The following is a 22,456-nucleotide window of genomic DNA, read 5'->3' on the forward strand; positions in this document are numbered from 1 at the left end:
TACGGGGCAGTTGGAAGGTATCAACAATCGAATCAAGGTCATCAAGCGGATGGCGTACGGTTATCGGGATAGCGAATTCTTTTTCATGAAGATAAAGAGCGTTTTTCCCGGTAATCCGTGAAGAACCAAATTTTTGCGGTAAGGACATTCCGTAGCAGAGGGGATTCATTGCAGGGGTCAAGAAACAAGCTAGCGTGGATAGATCGAACGGATGATGGGGATCAATCCATCCACGGCAGGCTGTAAAGCAACTCAGACGTCCTTGCCCGAGCCGTATAGCGGGGTCAATCAAAACTTCGCTTCAGCATCCAGTTGCAGGGTGTTGATGTCCGAATCTTTCTTGTTGGTGCTGGCGTTGGTGTAGTCAGAGTTAGCCATGAAGTACGTGGCGCCGAGGGTGAAGTTCTTGTCCAACTCGTAGCTCGCTTTCAACTTGCTGCCGCGCGAACCGGTGTAACCGTTGGCGAAGTCAGAGTCGGTGAAGGCGCCGACCACCGCGTTACGTTGTACATCACGGTAGTTGTAGTCCACTGCCACGCCATAGACCTTGGTCTTGACGCCGGCCAACCAAGCAGTGTCCTGGTCATTGCTGGCTTCGGTGTTATTGACGTACTGACCGTAGACCGACAGCGGCATTGGCAGACCGCCAATGTCCAGCTGACCGAAACCTTCGTACAAGTTGAATTCTTCGCCCGGGCTGTTGCCATTGACGGCCAGTGCACACGGTGCAGTGGTGGTGCCGGAGGTAGGGCAAGCGCTGTCTTCATCGTTGTCGTAGGCGTAGAGACTGCCGCCCAAGGTCATTTTCAGGTTGTCAGTGAGAGCGAAGCGCCCACCCAGCTGGCCGGCGTACAGACGTAGGTCGTTTTTGAACTGCATGCCTTCGCCGTCGACGTTGTCCTTGAGGGTGTAGTGACCGGTGCTACCAAACAGCTCAGCGCTACCGCTCAGCGGGTACTTGTAAGTCACTGCCAGACCTTCCGGGTTGATGTCGCTATCCCAGATGATGTCGCCCATGCTCACCCATTGTTGCGGCATCTTGCCGCCAACGAGGTGCAGGTTCTTGATGGCGTCCGGGTGGTAGTCGATGTAACCCAGGTCCAGCCAGATCGACTTCTTGTCGAAGTAGTTGTTCAGGTCCTGGTTGGTGGAGCGAGCGTCGTCGCTGCTGCCGGTGGCGATACGGATACCGGTGTCGACTTGCGGGTTGATTTCGCTGTAGGCACCCAGGCGGGCACGAATACGCTGACGGTTCTGGTCTTTGTTGTTGGGCGCGTCGTTGTTCTCGATAGATTCCTGACGGAAACGCATGTCGCCCTTGAATTGGGTCTTGGCAGCCCACGCCAGTTTCTGGTCGAAGGTGCTCAGTTCCGCGGTTTTCTTCGCCGTTGCTGCAATCTGCTCGCTGGTCTCTTGTTGAGCTTGACGGGCGATTTGCTGGTCTTTCTGTTCCTTGGTCAGCTCGGCTTGCAGCTCGCCGTACTGTGCATCGGTAATTGAGCCGTTAGCCTTGAGCATGTCGAGCAGTTTGGCGTCGACTGCGGCGCTGGCCGGAACGCTCATGGTCAGCAATAGCGCGCCACACAGGGCCGCCGCAGTTTTCGTGGAAACAAGACGCATATCAATCTCCGAAGATGAGAGTGGAAGAGCTAGTCATCCAAGGCAAAACCGACCATTAATGGACGTGAAACCGTTGCCATGTATAACCATTAGAAATAACAACGTGCGCAAGTATCGTTATTAATTATGACAATATGACGGTAAATTGACGTTTTTTATGGCCATACAAAGGCTGTTTGAACACTCTCTTCAGAGACCTGACGGCGAAACCCGAGTGGGCAGAGCAAACAGGGCCGCACACGGCCGGTGCCATCGCCCACATCCTCGAACGCAGGATCCACCTGCACCAACCGCGCTTGATGGAAGAACTGGGCCTGACCCACGGCGGCGACCGCTTCGAGAAACTGATGGTTGTTATGCCAAGGCAGATCTGTTGATCCTCGATCAATTGGAGTCTGCGCGCCGTTTACCGCTCCGCAACGACGCGACTTGCTGGAACTACTCGACGACCGCTATGGGCACCGCTCGACGCCGGTGACTAGCCAGATGCTGGTGGACAAATGGCAGGCGCTGATCGGCGAGCGGCGCGAGCCAGGCAGCTTCTTGAAGGACCTCCCGCGAAGTAAACGCTCTTACGAGCTGAGGACTGCCATTCAGGCGGCAAGGGGTTGCCGTGATTCACGGGTTGAAGGATGGTAGAAATGAAAATTCGGGTGAAGCGCTGGAGGCTGCAGAACACAAGGCCTGCAAGCCTATTCAAGAATCAACCATAGGGGACGATTCAAAACGGCGACCGGGACCGTTTTTAACGTCCTGCCGAAGCTCCCCTGTTCGGTCACGGCTCAGGTAGACCGGAAGGGCTTTTCCCTCATTAACGGATTGACCGGCTTTAGATCGGGAGATTCTGGTAATGCCCTGCAAGCCACGCCGCGTAAGGGCTGCAAGGCCCTTCAAGAATCAACCATAGTCGAGGATTTAAAACATGAAAAAAGCCCAGTCCCTGCCTTCATCTCACCCTTACCGAACGAACAGCTAGTCGCGATACGTACGCCTCCGTCCCTGCCTGCATACACTTTTTTAAAGTGGCGTATCAGGAGTGCGTAATGAGTGAATTCATTTTGAGTGAAGTCGACTTTCAGTAGATGGTGATGGCCGATCAGGGAAAGGTGGTGACCACTTCACTGCGCGTTGCAGCCTACTTCGGCAGGGCGCACAAGGCTGTGTTACGCAAGATTGCCAACATGAAGTGCTCGTCCGAATTCAACCGGCGCAATTTTGCGCTCGTTGAATACCTGGATGCGAAGGGTGAGCAACGCCCCATGCGGTTTAATTGTGACCATGGCTCACGTTTAAACCGTCCGGCCCGAAGTGAGATGCCGTCACTTCCCCTTCAGTTTTGACAAGGGTGTCCTCCCTCAAAACGACAACCCCGTCACCACGTCCGTCGGGGATTGGCAGAGCAAAAAACAGCATCGCCTCGACAAATGCGGGACCGACTGTGCAGCGTTTTGGTCTCGGTGAGACGATGTAGTCTCACTGCATAGCTCTTCAGTCTGGCTGTTTCTGTTCCCCAAAAAAAACACTGGGGTACAAGTTCCCCCGCTCAAGTCCCGGAAACATTGGCTGTTTCCACTGTTCCCCCGTTCCCCCGTTTTTTGAAACCAGTCACACATTGGATGACGGGCAAAAGCGTAGAGGGAAGCAATCAGTCTCCTGTCTGGTCTACTCGATCACATGCCTCCGACCATGGCCGGTACCGACTCGCCAAAAGTGGCTAGTCGCCCTCGCCCCCGCCTGGTGGCCGTTAACCACGGGGAGCGGGAAAGTGGTCGAGGTGAGCATTCCCTACTCGCATGACGGCCAAGCGTCTGTGAGGATTGACGGCCAGACAGTTTGAACAGCCCAAGCCAGCACCCCTAGCCGTCGCTGGCTTGAGTTGATGTGTAAGGTTGGGACGTAATCCGCGACACATTTTCATTATTCGCAAAACGTGTCGCGGCACGAAAAAGGCCCCGCCAGAGCAATTCTGTGCGGGGCCTTTCGTTTGCTGCTGCACCCACCCTGCACCCACCGTATCTGGTGCGTCTTTTCAGAATCTGGCTAAGTGCTTGATTTATATGGTGTCCCAGGGCAGGTTCGAACTGCCAACCTTCCCCTTAGGAGGGGGATGCTCTATCCAATTGAGCTACTGAGACACTGGCCGGCCGCAAGGACATGCGGCGCGATGGACGGCGAGCATGTTAACGGGCAACCCCGGGTTTGTCATGTCGTCTGTGGGGCTTTTTAAGTGTAGGCAATCACGTCCGCCCGACAATCCCCGGATAGCGACACAACGCCTGCCCCTCCATTCACGCCTGCAACTGTGTTTCGTGGATACCTTCGTGCCTCAACAGGTCGAGCAAGCGGCTCACCCCCGACGACAACTCACCGGAGTTATCCAGCAGGAATATGCCTTTCGCCTGGTCCTCGTCGGCACGACTGGCGAACAGGGCATTACGCTCAAGCCGGGCCTCGATCTCCATCGCACTTTCACGCCCTCGCCGCTCAAGGCGCCTGCGCAAAACCTCGGAGCTGACGGTCAACAGAATGGGGATCAGCGTCGGATAGCGCACCCTGGCTTGTTGTAAATGCCCCCTTGAACCATTGACCAGCACGTGACGCCCTTCAGCCAGCCATTGATCAATCTGCACGGGGATACCGTAATCCAACCCGTTGGCGTACCAGCTCAGTGCAAAGCCCCCCTGGCTCGCCAGCTCGGCGAAAGCCTGGGGGGTAACGCCAATGGCCTCCTCTCCGACCGACTCGGCCGACCGGGTAATCACCCTGCGCGCCACGAGACAATCCAGGCGTGCCAGAGCATCGCGAGCCGCGTCGATCAGGCTGTCCTTGCCAGCCCCCGACGGCCCCATCAGATAAATCAGTCTGCCACCCATGCCGCCCTCTCCCCCCATTACCTGCCCACCCTAGCAAATCGGCTACATGCCACTATTCTGTATAAGGCAAGGAACAAAGTACGAACCCGCCTGTCAGGTAAAAGGATGCGATCAGTCATTCGAATGGCTTGAGTGTTTTCAAACCAGTCCGCATTTCTGATAATAGGTGCTGGCATAATGCCTGCCACCGGTTCAATATTTGTCACAGAATTGGCGCCAAGGATCTGGCTTATTTGAGGCATGATGCGGGCCTCTTATCAATTCAGGTTGAACATTTGGCGGTCGAGCTTGTCCTACTGACATCCCGCGGCCAATTCCGAGAACCGCTCCCCTGAACTAACCGGTTAAATATATGCGCCCATTGAAACAGGCAATTTATTCCAGCCGTACGGCTGACAAATTCGTCGTACGCCTGCCAGACGGAATGCGTGAACGCATTGCCGAGGTGGCACGCAACCATCATCGCAGCATGAACTCCGAAATCATCGCGCGACTGGAGCAGAGTCTTATTCAGGAAGGCGCGCTGGGCGAAGAGCTGAGCATGCGCCTGGACAGCCCCGAGCTGTCATTGCACGAACGCGAACTGCTGCAACGCTTCCGCCAACTGTCCCACCGCCAGCAAAACGCGCTGGTTTCGCTGATTGCCCATGACGCAGAAATGGCCGCAAATCCAGCCTGATTCCTTCCCGAAAGTTCAAGCCAGCCATCCATGGGCTGGCTTTTTTTTGCCTGGCGTTCAGGCACACGCCTGCTCGACGGCACGCTCAGTCACCATCGGCTTCAGGTTTATCCAGGAAAAATTGAAGGTGCGCGACCCGCTCATTCAAGCAGGGTCACGCCTCAATGACTCAGAGCAGGAAAATCGTCGCCAGTCCGAGGAAGATAAAGAAACCGCCACTGTCGGTCACCGCCGTGATCATCACACTGGCGCCCATGGCAGGATCGCGCCCCAGGCGCACCAGGGTCATCGGGATCAAGACCCCCATCAATGCCGCCAGCAACAGGTTGAGCGTCATGGCGGCCGTCATCACCACCCCCAGCGACCAGCTGCCATAAAGCAGGTAAGCCACCACGCCAATAACGCCTCCCCAGACCAGGCCGTTGATCAAGCCTACCGCCAACTCCTTGCGCATCAGGCGCGAGGTATTGCCAGTGCTGACCTGATCAAGCGCCATGGCGCGGACGATCATGGTGATGGTCTGGTTGCCCGAGTTACCGCCAATGCCCGCCACGATCGGCATCAATGCCGCCAGGGCCACCAGCTTCTCGATAGAACCTTCAAACAGCCCGATCACCCGCGAGGCAATGAACGCCGTGATCAGGTTGACCGCCAGCCACGCCCAACGGTTACGCAAAGACTTCCAGACCGAGGCGAAGATATCTTCTTCTTCGCGCAGACCCGCCATGTTGAGCACTTCGGTTTCGCTCTCTTCACGGATCAGGTCGACCATTTCATCGATGGTCAAACGACCAATCAACTTGTTGTTCTTGTCGACCACCGGGGCCGAAATCAGGTCATAACGCTCAAAGGCCTGGGCGGCGTCATAGGCGTCTTCATCCGGGTGAAAGCTCACCGGATCGCTGGCCATGACCTCCGCAACCTGCTTGTCGGGATCGTTGACCAGCAGTCGCTTGATCGGCAGGACGCCCTTGAGCACGCCGTCATAGTCCACCACGAACAGCTTGTCGGTATGGCCCGGCAGCTCTTTGAGGCGACGCAGGTAACGCAGGACCACTTCAAGGCTGACATCCTCACGGATCGTCACCATCTCGAAGTCCATCAAGGCGCCGACCTGTTCCTCGTCATAGGACAACGCGGAGCGGACACGCTCACGCTGTTGGCCATCGAGGGCTTCCATCAGCTCGTGGACGACGTCTCGCGGCAGCTCGGGGGCCAGGTCAGCAAGTTCGTCGGCGTCCATCTCCTTGGCGGCTGCCAGGAGCTCGTGATCGTCCATGTCGGCGATCAGGGTTTCACGAACGGAGTCGGAGACTTCAAGCAGGATGTCGCCGTCACGCTCGGCCTGGACCAACTGCCAGACCGTCAGGCGGTCGACGAGCGGAAGCGCTTCAAGGATGTAGGCAACGTCGGCGGAGTGCAGATCATCGAGCTTGCGTTGCAACTCGACGAGGTTCTGCCGGTGGACCAGGTTCTCGACCCGATCGTGATGAGCACCTTCCTGACGGTGAGTCAGGTCTTCGACCACCCGCTGGCGATGCAGCAGCTCAACGACTTGAGCAAGGCGGTCCTGCAAGCTTTCTTGCGTTTTCTTTACTTCAACTTCAGTCATAGGCGAACTCCACTCCCAGCAGCGGGGCACGCCGGAAGGATCAATCAGTCAATTCATGATTGGTAAAACGAGATAGTGAGTAACTACTGGGTAAGTCCATGGAGGTAATCCAAAAGCCCCGACGGGGCTGACGGGCGCAATGATACACCGCTTGGCGTTTTTAAACGTTAAAAAATCCAGCCCAGAACAAGCGCTTGCGAGATAAACCTGAGCACTCTCCACACCTGTGAAACTGCGACGACCCTTTCCGAAAAGAAAACACACCCGCACCGAAAAATCTCGCTGCACCCCTCAGACTAGACCGCCCAGAAGACAGAACGTCGCGAAGAGGCCATCCATCAATGAGTATTTTTTGACGTGAGCCTGCGGGACGCAGAAAGCGTAGCCGGGACACTGGACAAGACGAGCAGGCGAGACTGGCACTACAGAGGAAAAGGAACCCGGAACGCACAGACCGCGCTCAACGAGAAAGGATCTGCAAAAGCCAAATCCCGGACAGCAAAAAGCCCGCGTTAGACGCAGGCTTTTTGGTGTTTGGTGCACTCGACAGGATTCGAACCTGTGACCGCTCGGTTCGTAGCCGAGTACTCTATCCAGCTGAGCTACGAGTGCATGTGTACTTTTAGACCAGATCACAACTGGTTGAAGCCGGGTTACCTGCATGACTGCAAACAACCTTTAAATGGTGCACTCGACAGGATTCGAACCTGTGACCGCTCGGTTCGTAGCCGAGTACTCTATCCAGCTGAGCTACGAGTGCATATGTGCTTTTAAACCAGATCACAACTGATTGAAACAAGGCTGCCTGCATGACTGCAAACAACCCTTTAAATGGTGCACTCGACAGGATTCGAACCTGTGACCGCTCGGTTCGTAGCCGAGTACTCTATCCAGCTGAGCTACGAGTGCATTTGGTGCTGCGCATTATAGTCCGTCGAATCTTTTTTCCAAGCACTTTTTCTAGTAATCTCAACAACTTACCGAAAAAGCCTGATTACAACGTGCTAAACAAATAATGGCGGAGAACGGGGGATTCGAACCCCCGACACCCTTTTGAGGTGTACTCCCTTAGCAGGGGAGCGCCTTCGGCCACTCGGCCAGCTCTCCGCAACACGGGGCGTATCTTAACCAACCTTTTCCCCGTTTGCAAACATAAAAATCGATAAAAATTAATGAGTTGGTTCTTCGTCCTTCTCTTTCTTTATACGCAGGTAGATTTCCTCACGGTGAACCGCGACCTCTTTGGGTGCGTTAACGCCGATGCGCACTTGATTTCCTTTAACGCCGAGCACGGTTACGGTGATTTCGCCATCACCAATAATCAGGCTTTCTGCGCACCGACGAGTCAGAATCAGCATACCTTTCTCCTCACGCATTTCATTTCAGGGACAACAGTCTGCAAAAAAAAAGCGCTCGACCTGCAACCGGAACGGTCGCAGCTCTTCACGCCTAAGTATTGACTAGCGCGCGCAAAAGAACAGGCTTGCGCGCGCCACTCAAAAAATAAAGGGCGCGGCCAGGCCGCGCCCTCCGGGCAACGCATCACTCGCCCTGTGGGGCCGGTGCGTCCAGTTCGAAGGCTGTGTGCAGCGCGCGCACAGCCAGTTCCAGGTACTTCTCTTCGATCACTACCGAGACTTTGATCTCCGAGGTGGAAATCATCTGGATGTTGATGGTTTCCTTGGCCAGGGCTTCGAACATGCGGCTGGCGACGCCTGCGTGGGAACGCATGCCAACGCCAACGATCGATACCTTGGCGATCTTGGTATCACCCACCACTTCACGGGCACCGATCTCGCGAGCGGTGTTCTCCAGCACGGCCTGGGCCGCCTGGTAGTCGTTGCGGTGTACGGTGAAGGTGAAGTCCGTGGTGTTATCGTGCGCAACGTTCTGCACGATCATGTCGACTTCGATATTCGCGGCACTGATCGGGCCGAGAATCTTGAAGGCCACGCCCGGGGTGTCTGGCACGCCACGGATGGTCAGCTTGGCTTCATCGCGATTGAAAGCGATGCCGGAAATGATCGGCTGTTCCATGGTTTCCTCTTCATCGATAGTAATGAGGGTGCCCGGACCCTCCTTGAAGCTGTGCAGTACGCGCAGCGGAACGTTGTACTTGCCGGCGAACTCGACCGCACGGATCTGCAGCACCTTGGAACCGAGGCTGGCCATTTCCAGCATCTCTTCGAAGGTAATCTTGTCCAGGCGCTGGGCCACGGACACAACACGCGGGTCAGTGGTATATACACCATCGACGTCGGTATAGATCTGACATTCATCAGCTTTCAGGGCTGCGGCCAGTGCCACGCCGGTGGTATCGGAACCGCCACGCCCCAGGGTGGTGATGTTGCCGTGCTCGTCGACGCCCTGGAAACCGGCGACTACAACCACGCGCCCCGCCTTCAGGTCACCGCGAATCTTCTGGTCATCAATCTGCAAGATACGCGCTTTATTGTGCGCACTGTCCGTCAGAATCCGCACCTGGTTACCGGTGTAGGACACCGCAGGAATGCCACGCTTGATCAGCGCCATGGCCAGCAGTGCGATCGTCACCTGCTCACCGGTGGAGACGATAACGTCCAGCTCACGGGGAACCGGTTGATCCTCACCACTGATTTGCTTGGCCAGATCGATCAGACGGTTGGTTTCGCCGCTCATTGCAGACAGCACAACCACCAGGTCATCGCCGGCATCGCGGAATTTCTTAACCTTGTCGGCGACCTGCTCGATTCTCTCGACAGTGCCGACCGAGGTGCCTCCAAATTTCTGTACGATCAAAGCCATTTCAAAGCCGCCTCTGCCCATGAAGGGCGCCCAATAATCACTCAAACAGCTGCCTGGCCCACCACTAGACTGCGGACCAGGCACTCTGCCTTATAAACCCTGCTCTACAAATGGAACAGTCAGGGCCAAGGCCGCGTCCAGTGCGCCAGCGTCAGTACCACCGCCTTGCGCCATGTCCGGACGACCACCGCCCTTCCCGCCCACTGCCGCAGCGGCTTGCTTCATCAAATCACCGGCTTTGAGTTGGCCAGTCAGGTCTTTGGTCACACCGGCAACCAGCACGACCTTTTCCTCATGGACACTGCCGAGCAGGATCACTGCGCGGCCGAGTTTGTTTTTCAGTTGATCGACCAGCGCCAGCAGCGCCTTGCCATCCTGGCCGTCCAGACGCACGGCCAGTACTTTCACGCCTTTGACGTCCAGGGCAGAAGCCGACAGGTCGTCACCCGCCGCGCTGGCGGCCTTGGCTTGCAACTGCTCGAGTTGCTTCTCCAGCAGACGGTTGCGCTCAAGCACAGCCGACAGCTTGTCGATCAGGTTGTCAGGGGTGCCCTTGACCAGGTTGGCCGCTTCCTTGAGCTGCTCTTGCGCAGCGTTCAGGTAAGCCAGCGCCGCGGCACCGGTGAGCGCTTCGATACGGCGCACGCCGGACGCCACACCGCCTTCGCTGATGATTTTCAGCAGGCCGATGTCACCGGTACGGTTGGCGTGGATACCACCACACAGTTCAACGGAGAAGTCGCCGCCCATGCTCAGTACCCGCACGTCGTCGCCGTACTTCTCGCCGAACAGCGCCATGGCACCCTTGCGCTTGGCGGTCTCGATGTCGGTCTCTTCGGTTTCGACCTCGGAGTTCCGGCGAATCTCGGCGTTGACGATTTCTTCCAGCGCCTTGATCTGCTCAGGCTTGATGGCTTCGAAGTGGCTGAAGTCAAAGCGCAGGCGCTGACTGTCGACCAACGAGCCTTTCTGCTGAACGTGGTCGCCCAGCACCTGACGCAATGCAGCGTGCAGCAAGTGAGTCGCGGAGTGGTTCAGCGACGTGGCGTGACGCACCTCGGCGTCAACGTGGGTCTCGACCGGCGCACCGACGACCAGGCTACCCGAATCCAGGATACCGTGGTGCAGGAAGGCGCCGCCGGTCTTGGTGGTGTCACGCACGTCGAAACGCGCGCTGCCCGCCTGCAGGTAACCGCAATCGCCGACCTGGCCGCCGGACTCGGCGTAGAACGGCGTCTTGTCGAGAACGATCACGCCCTCGTCGCCTTCGCTCAATACGTCGACCGACTGGCCATCTTTATACAGCGCAACGATTTTTGCCAAACCACGGGTATCGGTGTAGCCGGTGAACTCGGTGGCCACGTCGACCTTGACCAGGGTGTTGTAGTCCAGGCCGAACGAACTGGCCGAACGGGCACGCACGCGCTGGGCTTCCATCTCGCGCTCGAAGCCTTCCTCGTCGATGGTCAGCTCACGCTCGCGGGCGATGTCGGCGGTCAGGTCCATCGGGAAACCGTAGGTGTCGTACAACTTGAACACCACGTCGCCCGGCACCACGGTGCCCTTGAGTTCAGCCAGGTCCTGCTCGAGGATCTTCAGGCCGTGCTCCAGGGTCTTGGAGAACTGTTCTTCCTCGGCCTTGAGCACGCGCTCGATGTTGGCCTGCTGCTGCTTGAGTTCCGGGAAGGCTTCGCCCATCTCGGCCACCAGGGCCACGACGATCTTGTGGAAGAAGCTGCCGGTCGCACCCAGCTTGTTACCGTGACGGCATGCACGACGGATGATCCGGCGCAGGACATAGCCACGACCTTCGTTGGACGGCAACACGCCGTCGGCGATCAGGAAGCCGCACGAACGGATGTGGTCGGAGACGACCTTGAGCGAAGACTGGTCGTCATTGCTGCAACCGATAGCCTTGGCCGACGCGCTCAGCAGGTTCTTGAACAGGTCGATCTCATAGTTCGAGTGCACGTGCTGCATCACCGCGCTGATCCGCTCCAGGCCCATACCGGTGTCGACCGATGGGGCTGGCAATGGATGCAACACGCCATCGGCGGTGCGGTTGAACTGCATGAATACGTTGTTCCAGATCTCGATGTAGCGGTCGCCGTCTTCTTCCGGCGAGCCCGGTGGGCCACCCCAGATATCGGCGCCGTGATCGTAGAAGATCTCGGTGCAAGGGCCGCACGGGCCGGTATCGCCCATGGTCCAGAAGTTATCGGAGGCGTAAGGCGCTCCCTTGTTGTCGCCGATGCGGATCATGCGCTCGGCCGGGACGCCGATGTCCTGGGTCCAGATGTCGTAGGCTTCGTCATCGGAGGCGTAGACGGTCACCCAGAGCTTTTCCTTTGGCAGCATCAGCACGCCGGTCAGGAAGGTCCAGGCGTAGGTGATGGCATCACGCTTGAAGTAATCGCCGAAGCTGAAGTTACCCAGCATTTCGAAAAAGGTGTGGTGACGAGCGGTATAACCGACGTTTTCCAGGTCGCTGTTCTTGCCGCCGGCGCGTACGCACTTCTGGCTGCTGGTGGCGCGGGTGTACGCGCGCTTTTCCTGGCCCAGGAAGCAGTCCTTGAACTGGTTCATCCCCGCGTTAGTGAACAGCAGGGTTGGGTCGTTGCCCGGAATCAAAGAGCTGGAGGCTACACGGGTGTGGCCTTGCTCTTCGAAGAAGCGAAGGAAGGCTTCACGGATTTCTGCGCTTTTCATTAGGTTCTTCCACGGAGGCTGCGGCCAAAGGCCTGTGCGTTTCGTCAACGGACGAAGCGACGGCAAAGGGCCGCATTATATCGGCCCTGCGCGCGCGGTACAGCGTGTTTATACGATAGAAACCGTCAATTGGACGGCCAGCATTGTCATTTACCGGAAAACTCGACGAATGTCGCGATCACCTGCTCGACCTGCGCTCGACTCACATCCATGTGGGTGACCATGCGCAACCGTGGCGCCGCACTGAGCTTTACCCCGCGCTCACTGGCAAAAGCCTTGATCGCGTCGGCTTTATCGCCCATCTGCACGTAAACCATATTGGTCTGTACCGGCTCGACGTCGTAACCGGCCACACGCAGGCCCTCGGCCAGAAACTGCGCATTGGCATGGTCATCGGCCAGACGCTGCACATGGTGATCGAGCGCATACAGGCCCGCCGCCGCCAGAATGCCGGCCTGGCGCATGCCGCCGCCGACCATCTTGCGCAGGCGCCGGGCCTTGCCGATCATCTCGGCCGAACCGCACAACACCGACCCCACCGGGGCGCCCAGGCCTTTGGACAGGCACACGGACACCGAGTCGAAGTGCCGAGTGATTTCCCGGGCATCAACTCCCAGCTTGACCGCCGCGTTGTACAGGCGGGCGCCATCCAGGTGCAGCAACAGCCCCTGCTCACGGGTAAAGCTTCGTGCCCGCTCCAGGTACTGCAATGGCAACACCTTGCCCTGCATGGTGTTTTCCAGCGCCAGCAGGCGGGTCCGGGCGAAGTGGAAATCATCCGGTTTGATGGCCGCCGCGACCTGAGCCAGGTCCAGCGAGCCATCGGCCTGCACTTCCAGCGGTTGCGGCTGGATCGACCCCAGCACCGCTGCACCACCGCCTTCGTACTTATAGGTGTGTGCCTGCTGGCCGACGATGTACTCATCGCCACGTTCGCAATGGGCCATCAAGCCCAACAAGTTGCTCATGGTGCCCGTGGGTACGAACAACGCGGCGACAAACCCCAGTCGACCGGCCAGCTCGGCTTCCAGGCGATTGACCGTCGGATCCTCACCATAGACGTCGTCGCCGGTGGCTGCCGTGGCCATTGCCGCGAGCATCCCTGCGGTCGGTTGGGTGACGGTGTCGCTGCGAAGATCAATAACACTCATGAATCAGGCCTCGGAATAGGACGCTCGCGTCGCTGCTGATAAAGAAGATTGCCCAGATGAGGGTTTACTGCGGCCACCCCCTCGATTAATCAAGGCTGGGCGCAGGAAAAGGCGGTTCATGCCAACGGAAAAACTGATGTATATCATCAGAAAGCAGCGATGCGCAGCCCCGCGATATGTGTTAAAAACGCTTCGCTGCCAGAAATTCTGCCGGCAAAACGTTCTCAGGGCGGGGTGCAACTCCCCACCGGCGGTAATTGCGCGCAATGCGCATAGCCCGCGAGCGCTTGATGTCACTCAGGCTTTGCACCGTGAGTGACAACAAGGTCAGCAGACCCGGTGTGATCCCGGGGCCGACGGTCATAGTCCGGATGAAGAGAGAACGGGATTGGCACCAAAGGGCCGTCCATGGCAACGCGCAGACACTGCACGTTCGACCTGCACGCACCCTTGAATCCCCTTCGATTCATATCGCCCTGTTTTTTACTCAAACAGGAGTCAGAACAGATGCAACCCACCGCAATCGATAGCAAGAGCAAACACCATCAAGGCGAGCGCGTAGCGTTCATCCAGGCATGCTGGCACAAGGAAATCGTTGACCAAAGCCGCACGGGTTTCGTCAGCGAGATGATCGCTCAGGGCTATCAGGCATCGGACATCGACTTTTTTGAAGTCGGCGGTGCCTTCGAAATCCCCCTGCATGCCAAGCTGCTGGCCAAGTCCGGCCGCTATGCCGGTATCGTCGCGGCAGGCCTGGTGGTTGACGGCGGTATCTACCGCCACGAGTTCGTCGCCCAGTCGGTGATCAGCGGCCTGATGCAGGTGCAGCTGGAAACCGAAGTCCCGGTGTTCTCGGTGGTGCTGACCCCGCATCACTTCCATGCCGGCGAAGAACACCAGAAGTTCTTCTTTGAGCACTTTGTGCACAAAGGTCAGGAAGCGGCGAAGACCTGCGCCGATACGCTGCACAAGATGCGCGCCCTGCATCGCAGCGAGCCGCGGGCGCTAGCCGTCTAAACACAAAACCCGTGGGAGCGGGCCGGGCGGCCCGCTCCCTCATTTGAGTTGTGTTTGGCTCAGATGAGGTTTTGGTCGCCCGTCGGCACGATCAGGATGCCGGCGCGCAGGCCGTTCTTCACCTTGGGGTTGGGGAAAATGATCCGGGCGCCCTGCTCTTCGATGACCCAGCGGGTATTGGCAATGTCTTCCGCCAGTACATAGCCCACGTCCAGCTCCGAAAAATTCTCGATGTCCGCTGGCAAGTTGAGCCGGAAGCTATCGCTGTGCTTGATGACTTCCCGTGCCACGCTGAACAGCTGCAAACCCTCCAGGCCGTCCTGCGCCATCGGCGGCTCAGTGCCTTCGATGATCTGCTTCAGGCGGGTTTCAAGGCGCGAAACGTTGACCCCTTCGTTCTGGCCGAACGGCCGGGCCTTGCCCAACTCCAGGGTGAAGGATTCGGCGTCCAGCTTGTCGTAGGTGTACGAGCTGAACACGATGGACGGCTTGTTCTGCAACAGCACCGCCTCCATCCCGGCTGCGCGCAGACGGGCCAGTTCCCGACGGGAATGCTGGCGCCCCTCCTTCCAGGGGTACAACGCAAACTGTTCGATCTTCGAGCCGCGAATCGCGGTGTGCAGGTCGTAGTGCAAACGGTCGCGGTCCGGCAGGTTGAAAAAGCTCGCCGCCAGGCGCTCCAGCTCACAGGCGCGCAGCGCTTCGTAGCCACTGCTGAGTTCGTGACGGCCATTGAATAGCCGGTTGACGTCCTGCTCGATAAAACGCTCGCCGCGGCGCATCGCCTCGGGATTACCGAACAGGAACAGAATACGTGCACACGGCTTCAAATCACCGCGGGCGATGTCGTGCAACAGGCGATCGAGCAATTCGATCGGCGCTGTCTCATTGCCGTGGATACCAGCCGACAACAGCAGGTCCAGGCCATTGTCACGCGCTTGGGGCGGGCGGACTTCCAGCGCGCCTTCACTCAGCCAGCGCATCCGCACGCCTTCGACAGTCAGTTGAGTTTTCTCCGCCGGTTCACGGCCGGCGAGGGTCAGTTCAAGCAGTTTGCCGAGGGCGAGCATAGAGCCAATTCCTTAGTGATCGTGGTTGCAATCCGGACCGTGGACGTGGTCTTCGTCACCGATCTCAGCTGGTTCCATCTCCAGTTGCAGACTTACCAGATTAGTCGCCAATGGGCGAAGCAGCAGGTTAGCGTATTCGGCATCGCCTTCTTCGACATCAACGCCGATCAGCAACTGGCCGCGGCCATCGTGCTGAATCCACAGCTCCTTGCCTTGCCACATCACCGCCACGCGGGTGCAGGAGGTTTCCAGTTGAGTGCCGTCGGTGTCTTCAAGGATCAGCTTCAGGGTATCGCTCATGTTTACGCTCTCATCTGGAGATATAGCGGCGCGCCCTGTTCATTCGGAACAGGGCGCGGGCTTTCAATTGATCTGGAATGGATAAACCGCGCCCAGTTTAAGGATTTGCGTCAGTTCATCCAGTGCCGTCCGGCACTCAAGCAACAATTGTGGGTCCGCCAGATCGTTTTCGGTCATGCGGTCACGGTAGTGCTTTTCGACCCATTGGGTCAGCGAGCCGTACAACGGCGCCGTCATGATAACCCCTGGGTTGACCGCCGCCAGCTCGGTTTCGTTGAGCGCGACACGCAGTCGCAGGCACGCCGGCCCGCCGCCGTTCTGCATGCTCTGCTTGAGGTCGAACACCTTCACCTCGCGGATCAGGCCGCCGGAGCTGGTCAGGGTCTGCAGGTACTGCCAGACGCGCTCGTTGTTCTGGCATTCCTGCGGCACGATCAACAGCATCGAACCATCGGCGCGCGACAACAACTGACTGTTGAACAGGTAGGAGCGCACGGCGTCTTCGACCGACACTTGCGAGCGCGGCACGCAGATCGCCTTGAACTGACCGCCCCGCTTGGCGAGCTTGGTCGACAGCTCGGCCAGCATCTGCTCGGTATCGAGGAACGCGTCCTCGTGATAGAACAGCGCCTCACCGTTACCCACGGCGATCACGTCGTTGTGGAACACGCCCTGGTCGATGACCGATGGATTCTGCTGGGCATAGACCACGCCGTCATCGCTCAGGCCGTGCAAGCGGGCCACTGCTTGCGACGCTTCCAGGGTCTGACGGGCCGGGTACTTTTGCGGCGCCGGATAGCGGGTATCGAACGCACTGCGACCGAACACGAAGAACTCGACACCGGCTTCGCCGTAATCACGGCAGAAACGCGTGTGGTTGGCCGCGCCTTCGTCACCGAACTGAGCGACAGCCGGCAGGGCCGCGTGGTGAGCGAAATGCTTCTGGTCAGCGAACATCGCCCCCAGCACACGGCTGGTGGTCGGGTGTTCGATGCTGCGGTGGTATTTGCAGTTGAGGTTGGCGGCGGTGAAGTGCACGCGGCCATCGGCGGTGTCGGCACTTGGGCTGACCGTCGCGGCGTTGGCCACCCACATGCTCGATGCCGAGCAACTGGCAACCAGCAACGGCATCGCCTGCTTGGCCGCCTGCTCGATCACCTGTGCGTCGGTGCCGCTGAACCCCAGGCTACGCAGGGCGCCGACATCCGGACGTTCCTGAGGCGCGAGCACACCCTGGACAAAGCCCATGTCCATCAGCGCTTTCATTTTCGCCAGGCCCTGCAGCGCCGCTTCCTTGGGATTGGAAGACTGCTGGCTGTTGCTCTGGGACGCAACGTTACCGTAGGACAGACCGCCGTAGTTATGGGTCGGCCCCACTAGACCGTCAAAATTGACTTCACAGGATTTCATCAGCGAGGCTCCACGAGAATCTGTTGTTATAGGCATCAGTATCTATTCATTAACACCGTGTCGCGGCCTTCGCGGGCAAGCCCGCTCCCACAAGGACGGCGTTGTACCTGTGGGAGCGGGCTTGCCCGCGAAAAGGTCACCGCTTACGAAAGCCGTATACCTGGCGTCAACGCGCCTGGCAGTGTCAGGCTCGGGGTTTCCAGCGAGGCCACCGGGTACGCGCAGTAATCCGCCGCGTAGTAGGCGCTGGCGCGATGATTGCCCGAAGCGCCCACGCCACCGAATGGTGCGCTGCTGGCAGCACCTGTCAGCTGCTTGTTCCAGTTGACGATGCCGGCACGGCTTTCCAGCCAGAACTGCTGGTAACGCGCTTCGGAATCCGACAGCAGGCCTGCGGCCAGGCCGTACTGGGTATCATTGGCCTCGGCAATCGCCGCGTCGAAATCAGCGTAGCGAATCACTTGCAGCAACGGGCCAAACAGCTCTTCATCGGGACGCTCGGCCACCGCGGTCACATCCACGATACCCGGTGTCAGCAAGGCGGCATTCGCCTGCGGCTGAGTCATTGCCAGCAACGTGACAGCGCCATTGGCCAGCAAGTGCGCTTGCGCATCCATCAGTGCCTTGGCCGCTGCCAGCGACACCACCGAGCCCATGAACGGTGCCGGTTGTTGATCGAACGCACCGACTTCAATCGTTGCGCTGACCGCCACCAGGCGCTCCAGCAGCGTGTCGCCCCATGCACCTTGCGGGACCAGCAGGCGACGAGCGCAGGTGCAGCGTTGACCGGCGGAAATGAACGCGGACTGGATGATGGTGTACACCGCGGCATCGAGGTCAGCCACTTGATCGACCACCAGCGGATTGTTGCCGCCCATTTCCAGCGCCAGGATCTTGTCCGGGCGACCGGAGAACTGCGCATGCAGATGATTGCCGGTGCGGCTGGAGCCGGTGAAGAACAGGCCGTCTATCCCCGGGTTGGCGGCCAACGCGATCCCGGTCTCACGGGCACCCTGCAGCAGGTTGAGGACGCCTGCCGGCAAGCCGGCTTCGATCCAGCACTTGACCGTCAGTTCGGCAACTTTCGGTGTCAGTTCGCTGGGCTTGAACAGCACACTGTTACCGGCCAGCAACGCGGGCACGATGTGACCGTTAGGCAGGTGACCAGGGAAGTTGTAAGGCCCGAACACCGCGACCACACCATGGGGCTTGTGGCGCAGCACCGCCGTGGCGTCACCCAGTGGGCCGCTCTTCTCACCGGTACGCTCACGGTAGCTCTGCACGGAAATGGCGATCTTGTTGACCATGCTGGTCACTTCAGTCGCCGCTTCCCACAGTGGTTTACCGGTTTCTTCGCCGATGCAGTGGGCCAGTTCGTCCGCGTGGCTCTTCAGGCTGGCGGCAAAGGCCTCCAGCACACTGATGCGCTCTTGCAGGGTACGCTTGGCCCAGGCCGGGAATGCCTGGCGCGCGGCTTGCACGGCACTTTCAACCTGAGCGGCATTGGCGCCCTGCCCCGACCACAGCACTTGCTGGGTCACCGGATTCAGCGACTCGAAGGCATCGCCCTGACCGGCCAGCCACTCACCTGCGATATATAGCGAATTCATTATTTCGACTCCCGGGCAGCAGACAACGGCACGGCACGAACCTGGTCGCCGGCGTTGAGTTGAAGACGTTTGGCGGTCAGTGGATCGACCACCAGGGTACCGGCCGCCAAGCGCGCTGGCGCAGCAGTGATCCGGCAGTCTTCGCGCTTGCGGTTATGCATCAGGAATGGGGTGGCGTCATCACCGGGGGTACCGATGGCCAGCACCAGCGCCTGGCTGTCGCGCACCGCCCGGATCTTGCCGGTCTCGCACTCCACGGCCGGGCCTGCGTCGAAGATATCGACATAACCCTGGTAGCTGAAGCCTTCGCTCTTGAGCATGGCCAGCGCCGGCTCGGTGTCCGGGTGGACCTGGCCAATCACGCGGCGTGCGTCCTCGGAGAGAAAGCAGGTGTACAGCGGGAATTTCGGCATCAGTTCGGCGATGAAGGCCTTGTTGCCCACGCCGGTCAGGTAGTCGGCCTGGCTGAATTCCATCTTGAAGAAGTGCCGACCCAGGCTTTCCCAGAACGGCGAACGGCCCGCGGCATCGGACACACCGCGCATCTCGGCAATGATCTTGTTGCCGAACAACTGCGAGAACTCGGCGATGAACAGCATGCGCGCCTTGGCCAGCATGCGTCCGTTCAGGCCGGTGCGGTAATCGGCGTGCAGGAACAACGAACACAACTCGGAATTGCCGGTCAGGTCGTTGGCCAGGAACAGCGTCGGGATTTCGCGATAAATGTTCAACTCTTGCGACGCGCTGACGGTCAGGCCGAGCCGAAAGTTGTACCAGGGCTCTCGCAGACCGACGGCACCGGCAATGGCGGAAATACCCACCACGCGGCCATCATCATCTTCGAGCACGAACAGGTAGTCCGCGTCACCGCGCTCGGCTTCACCACGGAAGGTTTTTTCCGCCCAGCCAACCCGATGCGCCAGGCGCTCTTCGTTGGCCGGCAAGGTAGTCAGGCCAGTGCCGGTGCTGCGGGCCAGGTCGATCAGAGCGGGTAAATCGCTGCTGCGTACGGGACGAACGATCATGCTATCTCCTCAAACGGGCAGCCGGTAACGGCCACCCGTGAAACTCGCTGTTTTCCAGGACTCTTTCCAGGCAGGGCAGCAGGCGTTAAACCGCTACCAGGCGCACGCTGGCACCTTCACCGACACCCAGGGCTTCGGCGGCTTCCAGATCCAGGGTCACGGGCTTGCCCGGCGCATAGTCCAGCTCGAGCATGACGGCGCGGTAGTCCTGCAACTGGGCATTGGCCACCAGGTACTGACGACCGGCGCCCTTCACCGGCTCGCCGATCTTCACCGGCACCACACGGCTCTGGGCAATCGAGCGGATGCCCGAGACACGCGCATGCAGGGTCGGGCCACCGTCGAAGATGTCGATGTAGTGATCGGTTTCGAAGCCTTCACGCATCAGGATGTCGAAGGTGATCTGAGCCCGCGGGTGCACCTGGCCCATCGCCTCCTGGGCGGAATCCGGCAGCAGCGGCACGTAGATCGGGTAATGCGGCATCAGCTCGGCCAGGAAGGTCCGGCTCTTGAGCCCGCACAGACGTTCGGCCTCGGCGTAGTTGAGGTCGAAGAAGTTGCGACCGATGGCATCCCAGAACGGCGAGTCGCCATTCTCGTCGCTATAACCGACGATCTCGGTCACCACCGAGTCGGCAAAGCGCTCAGGATGGCTGGCGACGAACAGCAAACGACCGCGGGAGTTGAGTTCCGACCAGGCCGAACCCACCAGCTCCGGCAGCACGTAGAAGCTGGTCAGCAGGCTATTGCCGGTCAGATCATGGCACTGGGAGAGCACGTGGATCTTGTTGTGGATCTTCAGCTCGCGGGAGGCGTGCACGAAGGTTTCATTACGGAAGCTGTAGAACGGCTCGGAATAACCGGCCGAGGCCACGATGGCCGAGCAGCCCACCAATTTGCCGGTGGCGGTGTCCTCCAGCACGAAGAAATAGCTTTCCTCACCGTTGAAACTGACTTCGGCGGCAAACGATGCTTCGCTTGCGGCGATCTTGTCGCTCAGGCGTTCAACATCGTCCGGCAAGGAAGTGACACCAATCGGGCTGTCCGCAGCCAGACGCTGTACCTCGCCCAGATCAGCCATTTGCGCAGGGCGCATCACCAGCATGGTGTCACTCCTTTATCCAAAAATTCACAGAGGAAAATAATCCGGGCACTGACTGAAAAAACTCAGTCCAGCGTGGGAGCGGGCCCGGTACAAAAATCCGGTACGACGCCTGAAGGATCAGGCGTCGAGGGGTCTATCAGGCTTGTGTCAGTTTTGCAGCAGCACGTTCGAAGCGGTCCAGGCCGGCATCGATATCGGCGTCTTCCACCACCAGGCTCGGGGCGAAACGCACCACGTCCGGGCCGGCTTGCAGGACCATCAGGCCTTCTTGTTCAGCGGCATTGAAAATGTCCTTGGCCTTGCCTTTCCAGGCATCGCTCAAGACGCAACCGATCAACAGGCCCATGCCACGGACCTTGGTGAACAAACCGTACTTCTCGCCGATCTGCTCAAGACGGGCCTTGAACTTGTCGTGCTTGGCGTTGACGCCAGCCAGCACTTCAGGGGTGTTGATCACGTCGATCACGGCTTCCGCGACCGCGCACGCCAGCGGGTTACCGCCGTAGGTGGTGCCGTGGGTGCCGACGACCAGGTGTTTGGACAGGTCTTCGGTCGTCAGCATCGCCGCGATCGGGAAACCGCCGCCCAGGCTCTTGGCGCTGGTCAGGATGTCCGGGATCACGCCGTAATGCTGGTAAGCAAACAGATGGCCAGTACGACCCATGCCGGTTTGCACTTCGTCGAAAATCAGCAGCGCGTTGTTCGCGGTGCAGAGTTCGCGGGCACCTTGCAGGTATTCGAGTTCTGCCGGGATCACACCGCTTTCGCCCTGGATCGGCTCCAGCACTACCGCGCAAGTCTTGTCGGAAATGGCCGCTTTCAGCGCGGCCAGATCGTTGTACGGTACGTGGCTGATACCGGTGATTTTCGGACCGAAGCCGTCGGAGTACTTCGACTGGCCACCGACGTTCACGGTGAACAGGGTGCGGCCGTGGAAGCTGTTGAGCGCGGCGATGATTTCGTACTTCTCGCTGCCGAAACGGTCGAAACCGACACGACGGGCCAGCTTGAAGGCGGCCTCGTTGGCTTCGGCGCCAGAGTTGCAGAAGAAGGCACGGTCGGCAAAGGTGGCGTCGATCAGCTTATGGGCCAGGCGCAGGGCCGGCTCATTGGTGAACACGTTGGACACGTGCCACAGCTTGTTCGCCTGCTCGGTCAAGGCTCCGACCAGCGCCGGATGCGCATGACCCAATACGTTAACGGCAATCCCGCCGGCGAAGTCGATCAGCTCGCGACCCGACTGGTCCCAAACGCGGGAACCGGCTCCACGCACGGGAATGAATGCGGCAGGCGCATAGTTGGGAACCATTACCTGGTCGAAATCGGCGCGTTGTACCGCAGCGTGCTCAACGGACATCGGAGTCTCCTGATGAGAAACACCCGCCTGAAACTGGCGAGCTTGGTGAGGATTGTAAGGACAGTTTCGAGCTTGGCCTTGTCGCCAAGCGACAACTTCTTATAGCGCAAAACCCGCTTTTGACCGGGTTTACG

At 59.1% G+C, this 22,456-nt stretch carries 19 protein-coding genes, 5 tRNA genes and 1 riboswitch; of the genes, 5 read left to right on the forward strand and 19 right to left on the reverse strand.

The genetic code is table 11. From position 1 onward, the window contains the following. Positions 1 to 121 (forward strand): transposase (locus CKW25_RS24965; RefSeq protein ID WP_141228961.1); only part of this gene is annotated, 121 nt, incomplete at its 5' end. Positions 122 to 288: 167 nt separating this feature from the next. Here the strand turns inward: CKW25_RS24965 and CKW25_RS24970 are convergent. Beyond that, complete coding sequence (locus tag CKW25_RS24970; RefSeq protein WP_095083536.1) at positions 289 to 1,620, reverse strand: putative porin; 1,332 nt, start codon at positions 1,618 to 1,620, stop codon at positions 289 to 291. A 176-nt stretch (positions 1,621 to 1,796) separates the two neighbouring features. Between CKW25_RS24970 and CKW25_RS27440 the strand changes: the two genes are divergently transcribed. Together CKW25_RS27440 and CKW25_RS24980 are read left to right on the forward strand one after the other, a co-directional pair. Then, positions 1,797 to 1,997, forward strand: coding sequence for a hypothetical protein (locus tag CKW25_RS27440; RefSeq protein WP_371855206.1), 201 nt, complete (start codon positions 1,797 to 1,799; stop codon positions 1,995 to 1,997). 711 nt (positions 1,998 to 2,708) lie between these two features. Continuing rightward, entirely contained in the window at positions 2,709 to 2,960 is a 252-nt protein-coding gene (locus CKW25_RS24980; RefSeq protein WP_218192558.1) for a Rha family transcriptional regulator, read from the forward strand. A 718-nt stretch (positions 2,961 to 3,678) separates the two neighbouring features. On the opposite strand, the gene CKW25_RS24985 is transcribed toward CKW25_RS24980, so the two are convergent. Next, positions 3,679 to 3,755 (reverse strand) — tRNA-Arg (locus tag CKW25_RS24985). Positions 3,756 to 3,908: 153 nt separating this feature from the next. Beyond that, on the reverse strand, positions 3,909 to 4,493 hold the full coding sequence (phnN, locus tag CKW25_RS24990; RefSeq protein ID WP_095083580.1) for a phosphonate metabolism protein/1,5-bisphosphokinase (PRPP-forming) PhnN: 585 nt from the start codon (positions 4,491 to 4,493) through the stop codon (positions 3,909 to 3,911). Positions 4,494 to 4,845: 352 nt separating this feature from the next. Here phnN and CKW25_RS25000 point away from each other — a divergent pair, with 352 nt between their 5' ends. Then, on the forward strand, positions 4,846 to 5,172 hold the full coding sequence (locus CKW25_RS25000) for an Arc family DNA-binding protein (RefSeq protein WP_095083540.1): 327 nt from the start codon (positions 4,846 to 4,848) through the stop codon (positions 5,170 to 5,172). Between the two features lie 169 nt (positions 5,173 to 5,341). On the opposite strand, the gene mgtE is transcribed toward CKW25_RS25000, so the two are convergent. From mgtE to ltaE, 9 genes are all read right to left on the reverse strand, one after another. Beyond that, positions 5,342 to 6,784: a magnesium transporter gene (gene mgtE, locus CKW25_RS25005; protein ID WP_095083541.1), complete on the reverse strand. Its 1,443-nt coding sequence runs from the start codon at positions 6,782 to 6,784 to the stop codon at positions 5,342 to 5,344. Positions 6,785 to 7,319: 535 nt separating this feature from the next. Beyond that, positions 7,320 to 7,396: transfer RNA gene (locus CKW25_RS25010), tRNA-Arg, on the reverse strand. 71 nt (positions 7,397 to 7,467) lie between these two features. Beyond that, positions 7,468 to 7,544 (reverse strand) — tRNA-Arg (locus CKW25_RS25015). Between the two features lie 72 nt (positions 7,545 to 7,616). Further along, a tRNA-Arg gene (locus CKW25_RS25020) sits at positions 7,617 to 7,693 on the reverse strand. A 107-nt stretch (positions 7,694 to 7,800) separates the two neighbouring features. After that, positions 7,801 to 7,891, reverse strand: a tRNA-Ser gene (locus tag CKW25_RS25025). 62 nt (positions 7,892 to 7,953) lie between these two features. Further along, positions 7,954 to 8,142 carry a carbon storage regulator CsrA gene (gene csrA / locus CKW25_RS25030; protein ID WP_010226667.1) on the reverse strand — a complete coding sequence of 63 codons (189 nt, stop codon included), beginning with the start codon at positions 8,140 to 8,142 and terminating at the stop codon, positions 7,954 to 7,956. A gap of 184 nt (positions 8,143 to 8,326) precedes the next feature. After that, the gene (locus CKW25_RS25035; RefSeq protein ID WP_095083544.1) at positions 8,327 to 9,568 is read right to left on the reverse strand and encodes an aspartate kinase; all 1,242 of its coding nucleotides are present in this window, start codon (positions 9,566 to 9,568) and stop codon (positions 8,327 to 8,329) included. 90 nt (positions 9,569 to 9,658) lie between these two features. Next, positions 9,659 to 12,277 carry an alanine--tRNA ligase gene (gene alaS, locus CKW25_RS25040; RefSeq protein WP_095083547.1) on the reverse strand — a complete coding sequence of 873 codons (2,619 nt, stop codon included), beginning with the start codon at positions 12,275 to 12,277 and terminating at the stop codon, positions 9,659 to 9,661. A gap of 146 nt (positions 12,278 to 12,423) precedes the next feature. Continuing rightward, positions 12,424 to 13,428, reverse strand: coding sequence for a low-specificity L-threonine aldolase (ltaE, locus tag CKW25_RS25045; RefSeq protein ID WP_095083550.1), 1,005 nt, complete (start codon positions 13,426 to 13,428; stop codon positions 12,424 to 12,426). Positions 13,429 to 13,644: 216 nt separating this feature from the next. Beyond that, positions 13,645 to 13,816: riboswitch (FMN riboswitch) on the forward strand. Between the two features lie 119 nt (positions 13,817 to 13,935). Between ltaE and CKW25_RS25050 the strand changes: the two genes are divergently transcribed. Further along, positions 13,936 to 14,445, forward strand: a complete 510-nt coding sequence (locus tag CKW25_RS25050) for a 6,7-dimethyl-8-ribityllumazine synthase (protein WP_095083552.1) — start codon at positions 13,936 to 13,938, stop codon at positions 14,443 to 14,445. A gap of 59 nt (positions 14,446 to 14,504) precedes the next feature. Here CKW25_RS25050 and astE read toward each other — a convergent pair whose 3' ends face one another. The 7 genes from astE to CKW25_RS25085 all read right to left on the reverse strand — a co-directional run bounded on the left by astE (position 14,505) and on the right by CKW25_RS25085 (position 22,322). Then, entirely contained in the window at positions 14,505 to 15,515 is a 1,011-nt protein-coding gene (gene astE, locus CKW25_RS25055; RefSeq protein WP_095083554.1) for a succinylglutamate desuccinylase, read from the reverse strand. A 12-nt stretch (positions 15,516 to 15,527) separates the two neighbouring features. Next, complete coding sequence (locus CKW25_RS25060) at positions 15,528 to 15,815, reverse strand: topoisomerase II (protein ID WP_095083556.1); 288 nt, start codon at positions 15,813 to 15,815, stop codon at positions 15,528 to 15,530. A 63-nt stretch (positions 15,816 to 15,878) separates the two neighbouring features. Beyond that, the gene (gene astB, locus CKW25_RS25065) at positions 15,879 to 17,225 is read right to left on the reverse strand and encodes an N-succinylarginine dihydrolase (protein WP_095083558.1); all 1,347 of its coding nucleotides are present in this window, start codon (positions 17,223 to 17,225) and stop codon (positions 15,879 to 15,881) included. A gap of 143 nt (positions 17,226 to 17,368) precedes the next feature. Continuing rightward, complete coding sequence (astD, locus tag CKW25_RS25070) at positions 17,369 to 18,838, reverse strand: succinylglutamate-semialdehyde dehydrogenase (RefSeq protein ID WP_172736641.1); 1,470 nt, start codon at positions 18,836 to 18,838, stop codon at positions 17,369 to 17,371. Next, positions 18,835 to 19,860 carry an arginine N-succinyltransferase gene (gene astA / locus CKW25_RS25075; protein WP_095083562.1) on the reverse strand — a complete coding sequence of 342 codons (1,026 nt, stop codon included), beginning with the start codon at positions 19,858 to 19,860 and terminating at the stop codon, positions 18,835 to 18,837. Before astA ends, astD begins: the two co-directional genes overlap by 4 nt. Before the next feature lie 85 nt (positions 19,861 to 19,945). Continuing rightward, the gene (gene aruF, locus CKW25_RS25080) at positions 19,946 to 20,965 is read right to left on the reverse strand and encodes an arginine/ornithine succinyltransferase subunit alpha (protein ID WP_095083564.1); all 1,020 of its coding nucleotides are present in this window, start codon (positions 20,963 to 20,965) and stop codon (positions 19,946 to 19,948) included. A gap of 136 nt (positions 20,966 to 21,101) precedes the next feature. Further along, positions 21,102 to 22,322, reverse strand: coding sequence for an aspartate aminotransferase family protein (locus CKW25_RS25085; protein ID WP_095083566.1), 1,221 nt, complete (start codon positions 22,320 to 22,322; stop codon positions 21,102 to 21,104). Positions 22,323 to 22,456 lie beyond the last annotated feature (134 nt).

The sequence above is a fragment of the Pseudomonas sp. Irchel s3h17 genome, assembly GCF_900187505.1.
Lineage (GTDB): Bacteria > Pseudomonadota > Gammaproteobacteria > Pseudomonadales > Pseudomonadaceae > Aquipseudomonas.

Bases quoted from the DNA above. Each gene is read 5' to 3' on its own strand.
- CKW25_RS25060 (WP_095083556.1), bottom strand. From the start codon at position 15,815: ATGAGCGATACCCTGAAGCTGATCCTTGAAGACACCGACGGCACTCAA.
- astE (WP_095083554.1), bottom strand. From the start codon at position 15,515: ATGCTCGCCCTCGGCAAACTGCTTGAACTGACCCTCGCCGGCCGTGAA.
- aruF (WP_095083564.1), bottom strand. From the start codon at position 20,965: ATGCTGGTGATGCGCCCTGCGCAAATGGCTGATCTGGGCGAGGTACAG.
- astB (WP_095083558.1), bottom strand. From the start codon at position 17,225: ATGAAATCCTGTGAAGTCAATTTTGACGGTCTAGTGGGGCCGACCCAT.
- CKW25_RS25050 (WP_095083552.1), top strand. From the start codon at position 13,936: ATGCAACCCACCGCAATCGATAGCAAGAGCAAACACCATCAAGGCGAG.
- CKW25_RS24970 (WP_095083536.1), bottom strand. From the start codon at position 1,620: ATGCGTCTTGTTTCCACGAAAACTGCGGCGGCCCTGTGTGGCGCGCTA.
- csrA (WP_010226667.1), bottom strand. From the start codon at position 8,142: ATGCTGATTCTGACTCGTCGGTGCGCAGAAAGCCTGATTATTGGTGAT.
- CKW25_RS25000 (WP_095083540.1), top strand. From the start codon at position 4,846: ATGCGCCCATTGAAACAGGCAATTTATTCCAGCCGTACGGCTGACAAA.
- astA (WP_095083562.1), bottom strand. From the start codon at position 19,860: ATGATCGTTCGTCCCGTACGCAGCAGCGATTTACCCGCTCTGATCGAC.
- CKW25_RS24980 (WP_218192558.1), top strand. From the start codon at position 2,709: ATGGCCGATCAGGGAAAGGTGGTGACCACTTCACTGCGCGTTGCAGCC.
- mgtE (WP_095083541.1), bottom strand. From the start codon at position 6,784: ATGACTGAAGTTGAAGTAAAGAAAACGCAAGAAAGCTTGCAGGACCGC.
- alaS (WP_095083547.1), bottom strand. From the start codon at position 12,277: ATGAAAAGCGCAGAAATCCGTGAAGCCTTCCTTCGCTTCTTCGAAGAG.
- CKW25_RS25035 (WP_095083544.1), bottom strand. From the start codon at position 9,568: ATGGCTTTGATCGTACAGAAATTTGGAGGCACCTCGGTCGGCACTGTC.
- CKW25_RS25085 (WP_095083566.1), bottom strand. From the start codon at position 22,322: ATGTCCGTTGAGCACGCTGCGGTACAACGCGCCGATTTCGACCAGGTA.
- ltaE (WP_095083550.1), bottom strand. From the start codon at position 13,428: ATGAGTGTTATTGATCTTCGCAGCGACACCGTCACCCAACCGACCGCA.
- phnN (WP_095083580.1), bottom strand. From the start codon at position 4,493: ATGGGTGGCAGACTGATTTATCTGATGGGGCCGTCGGGGGCTGGCAAG.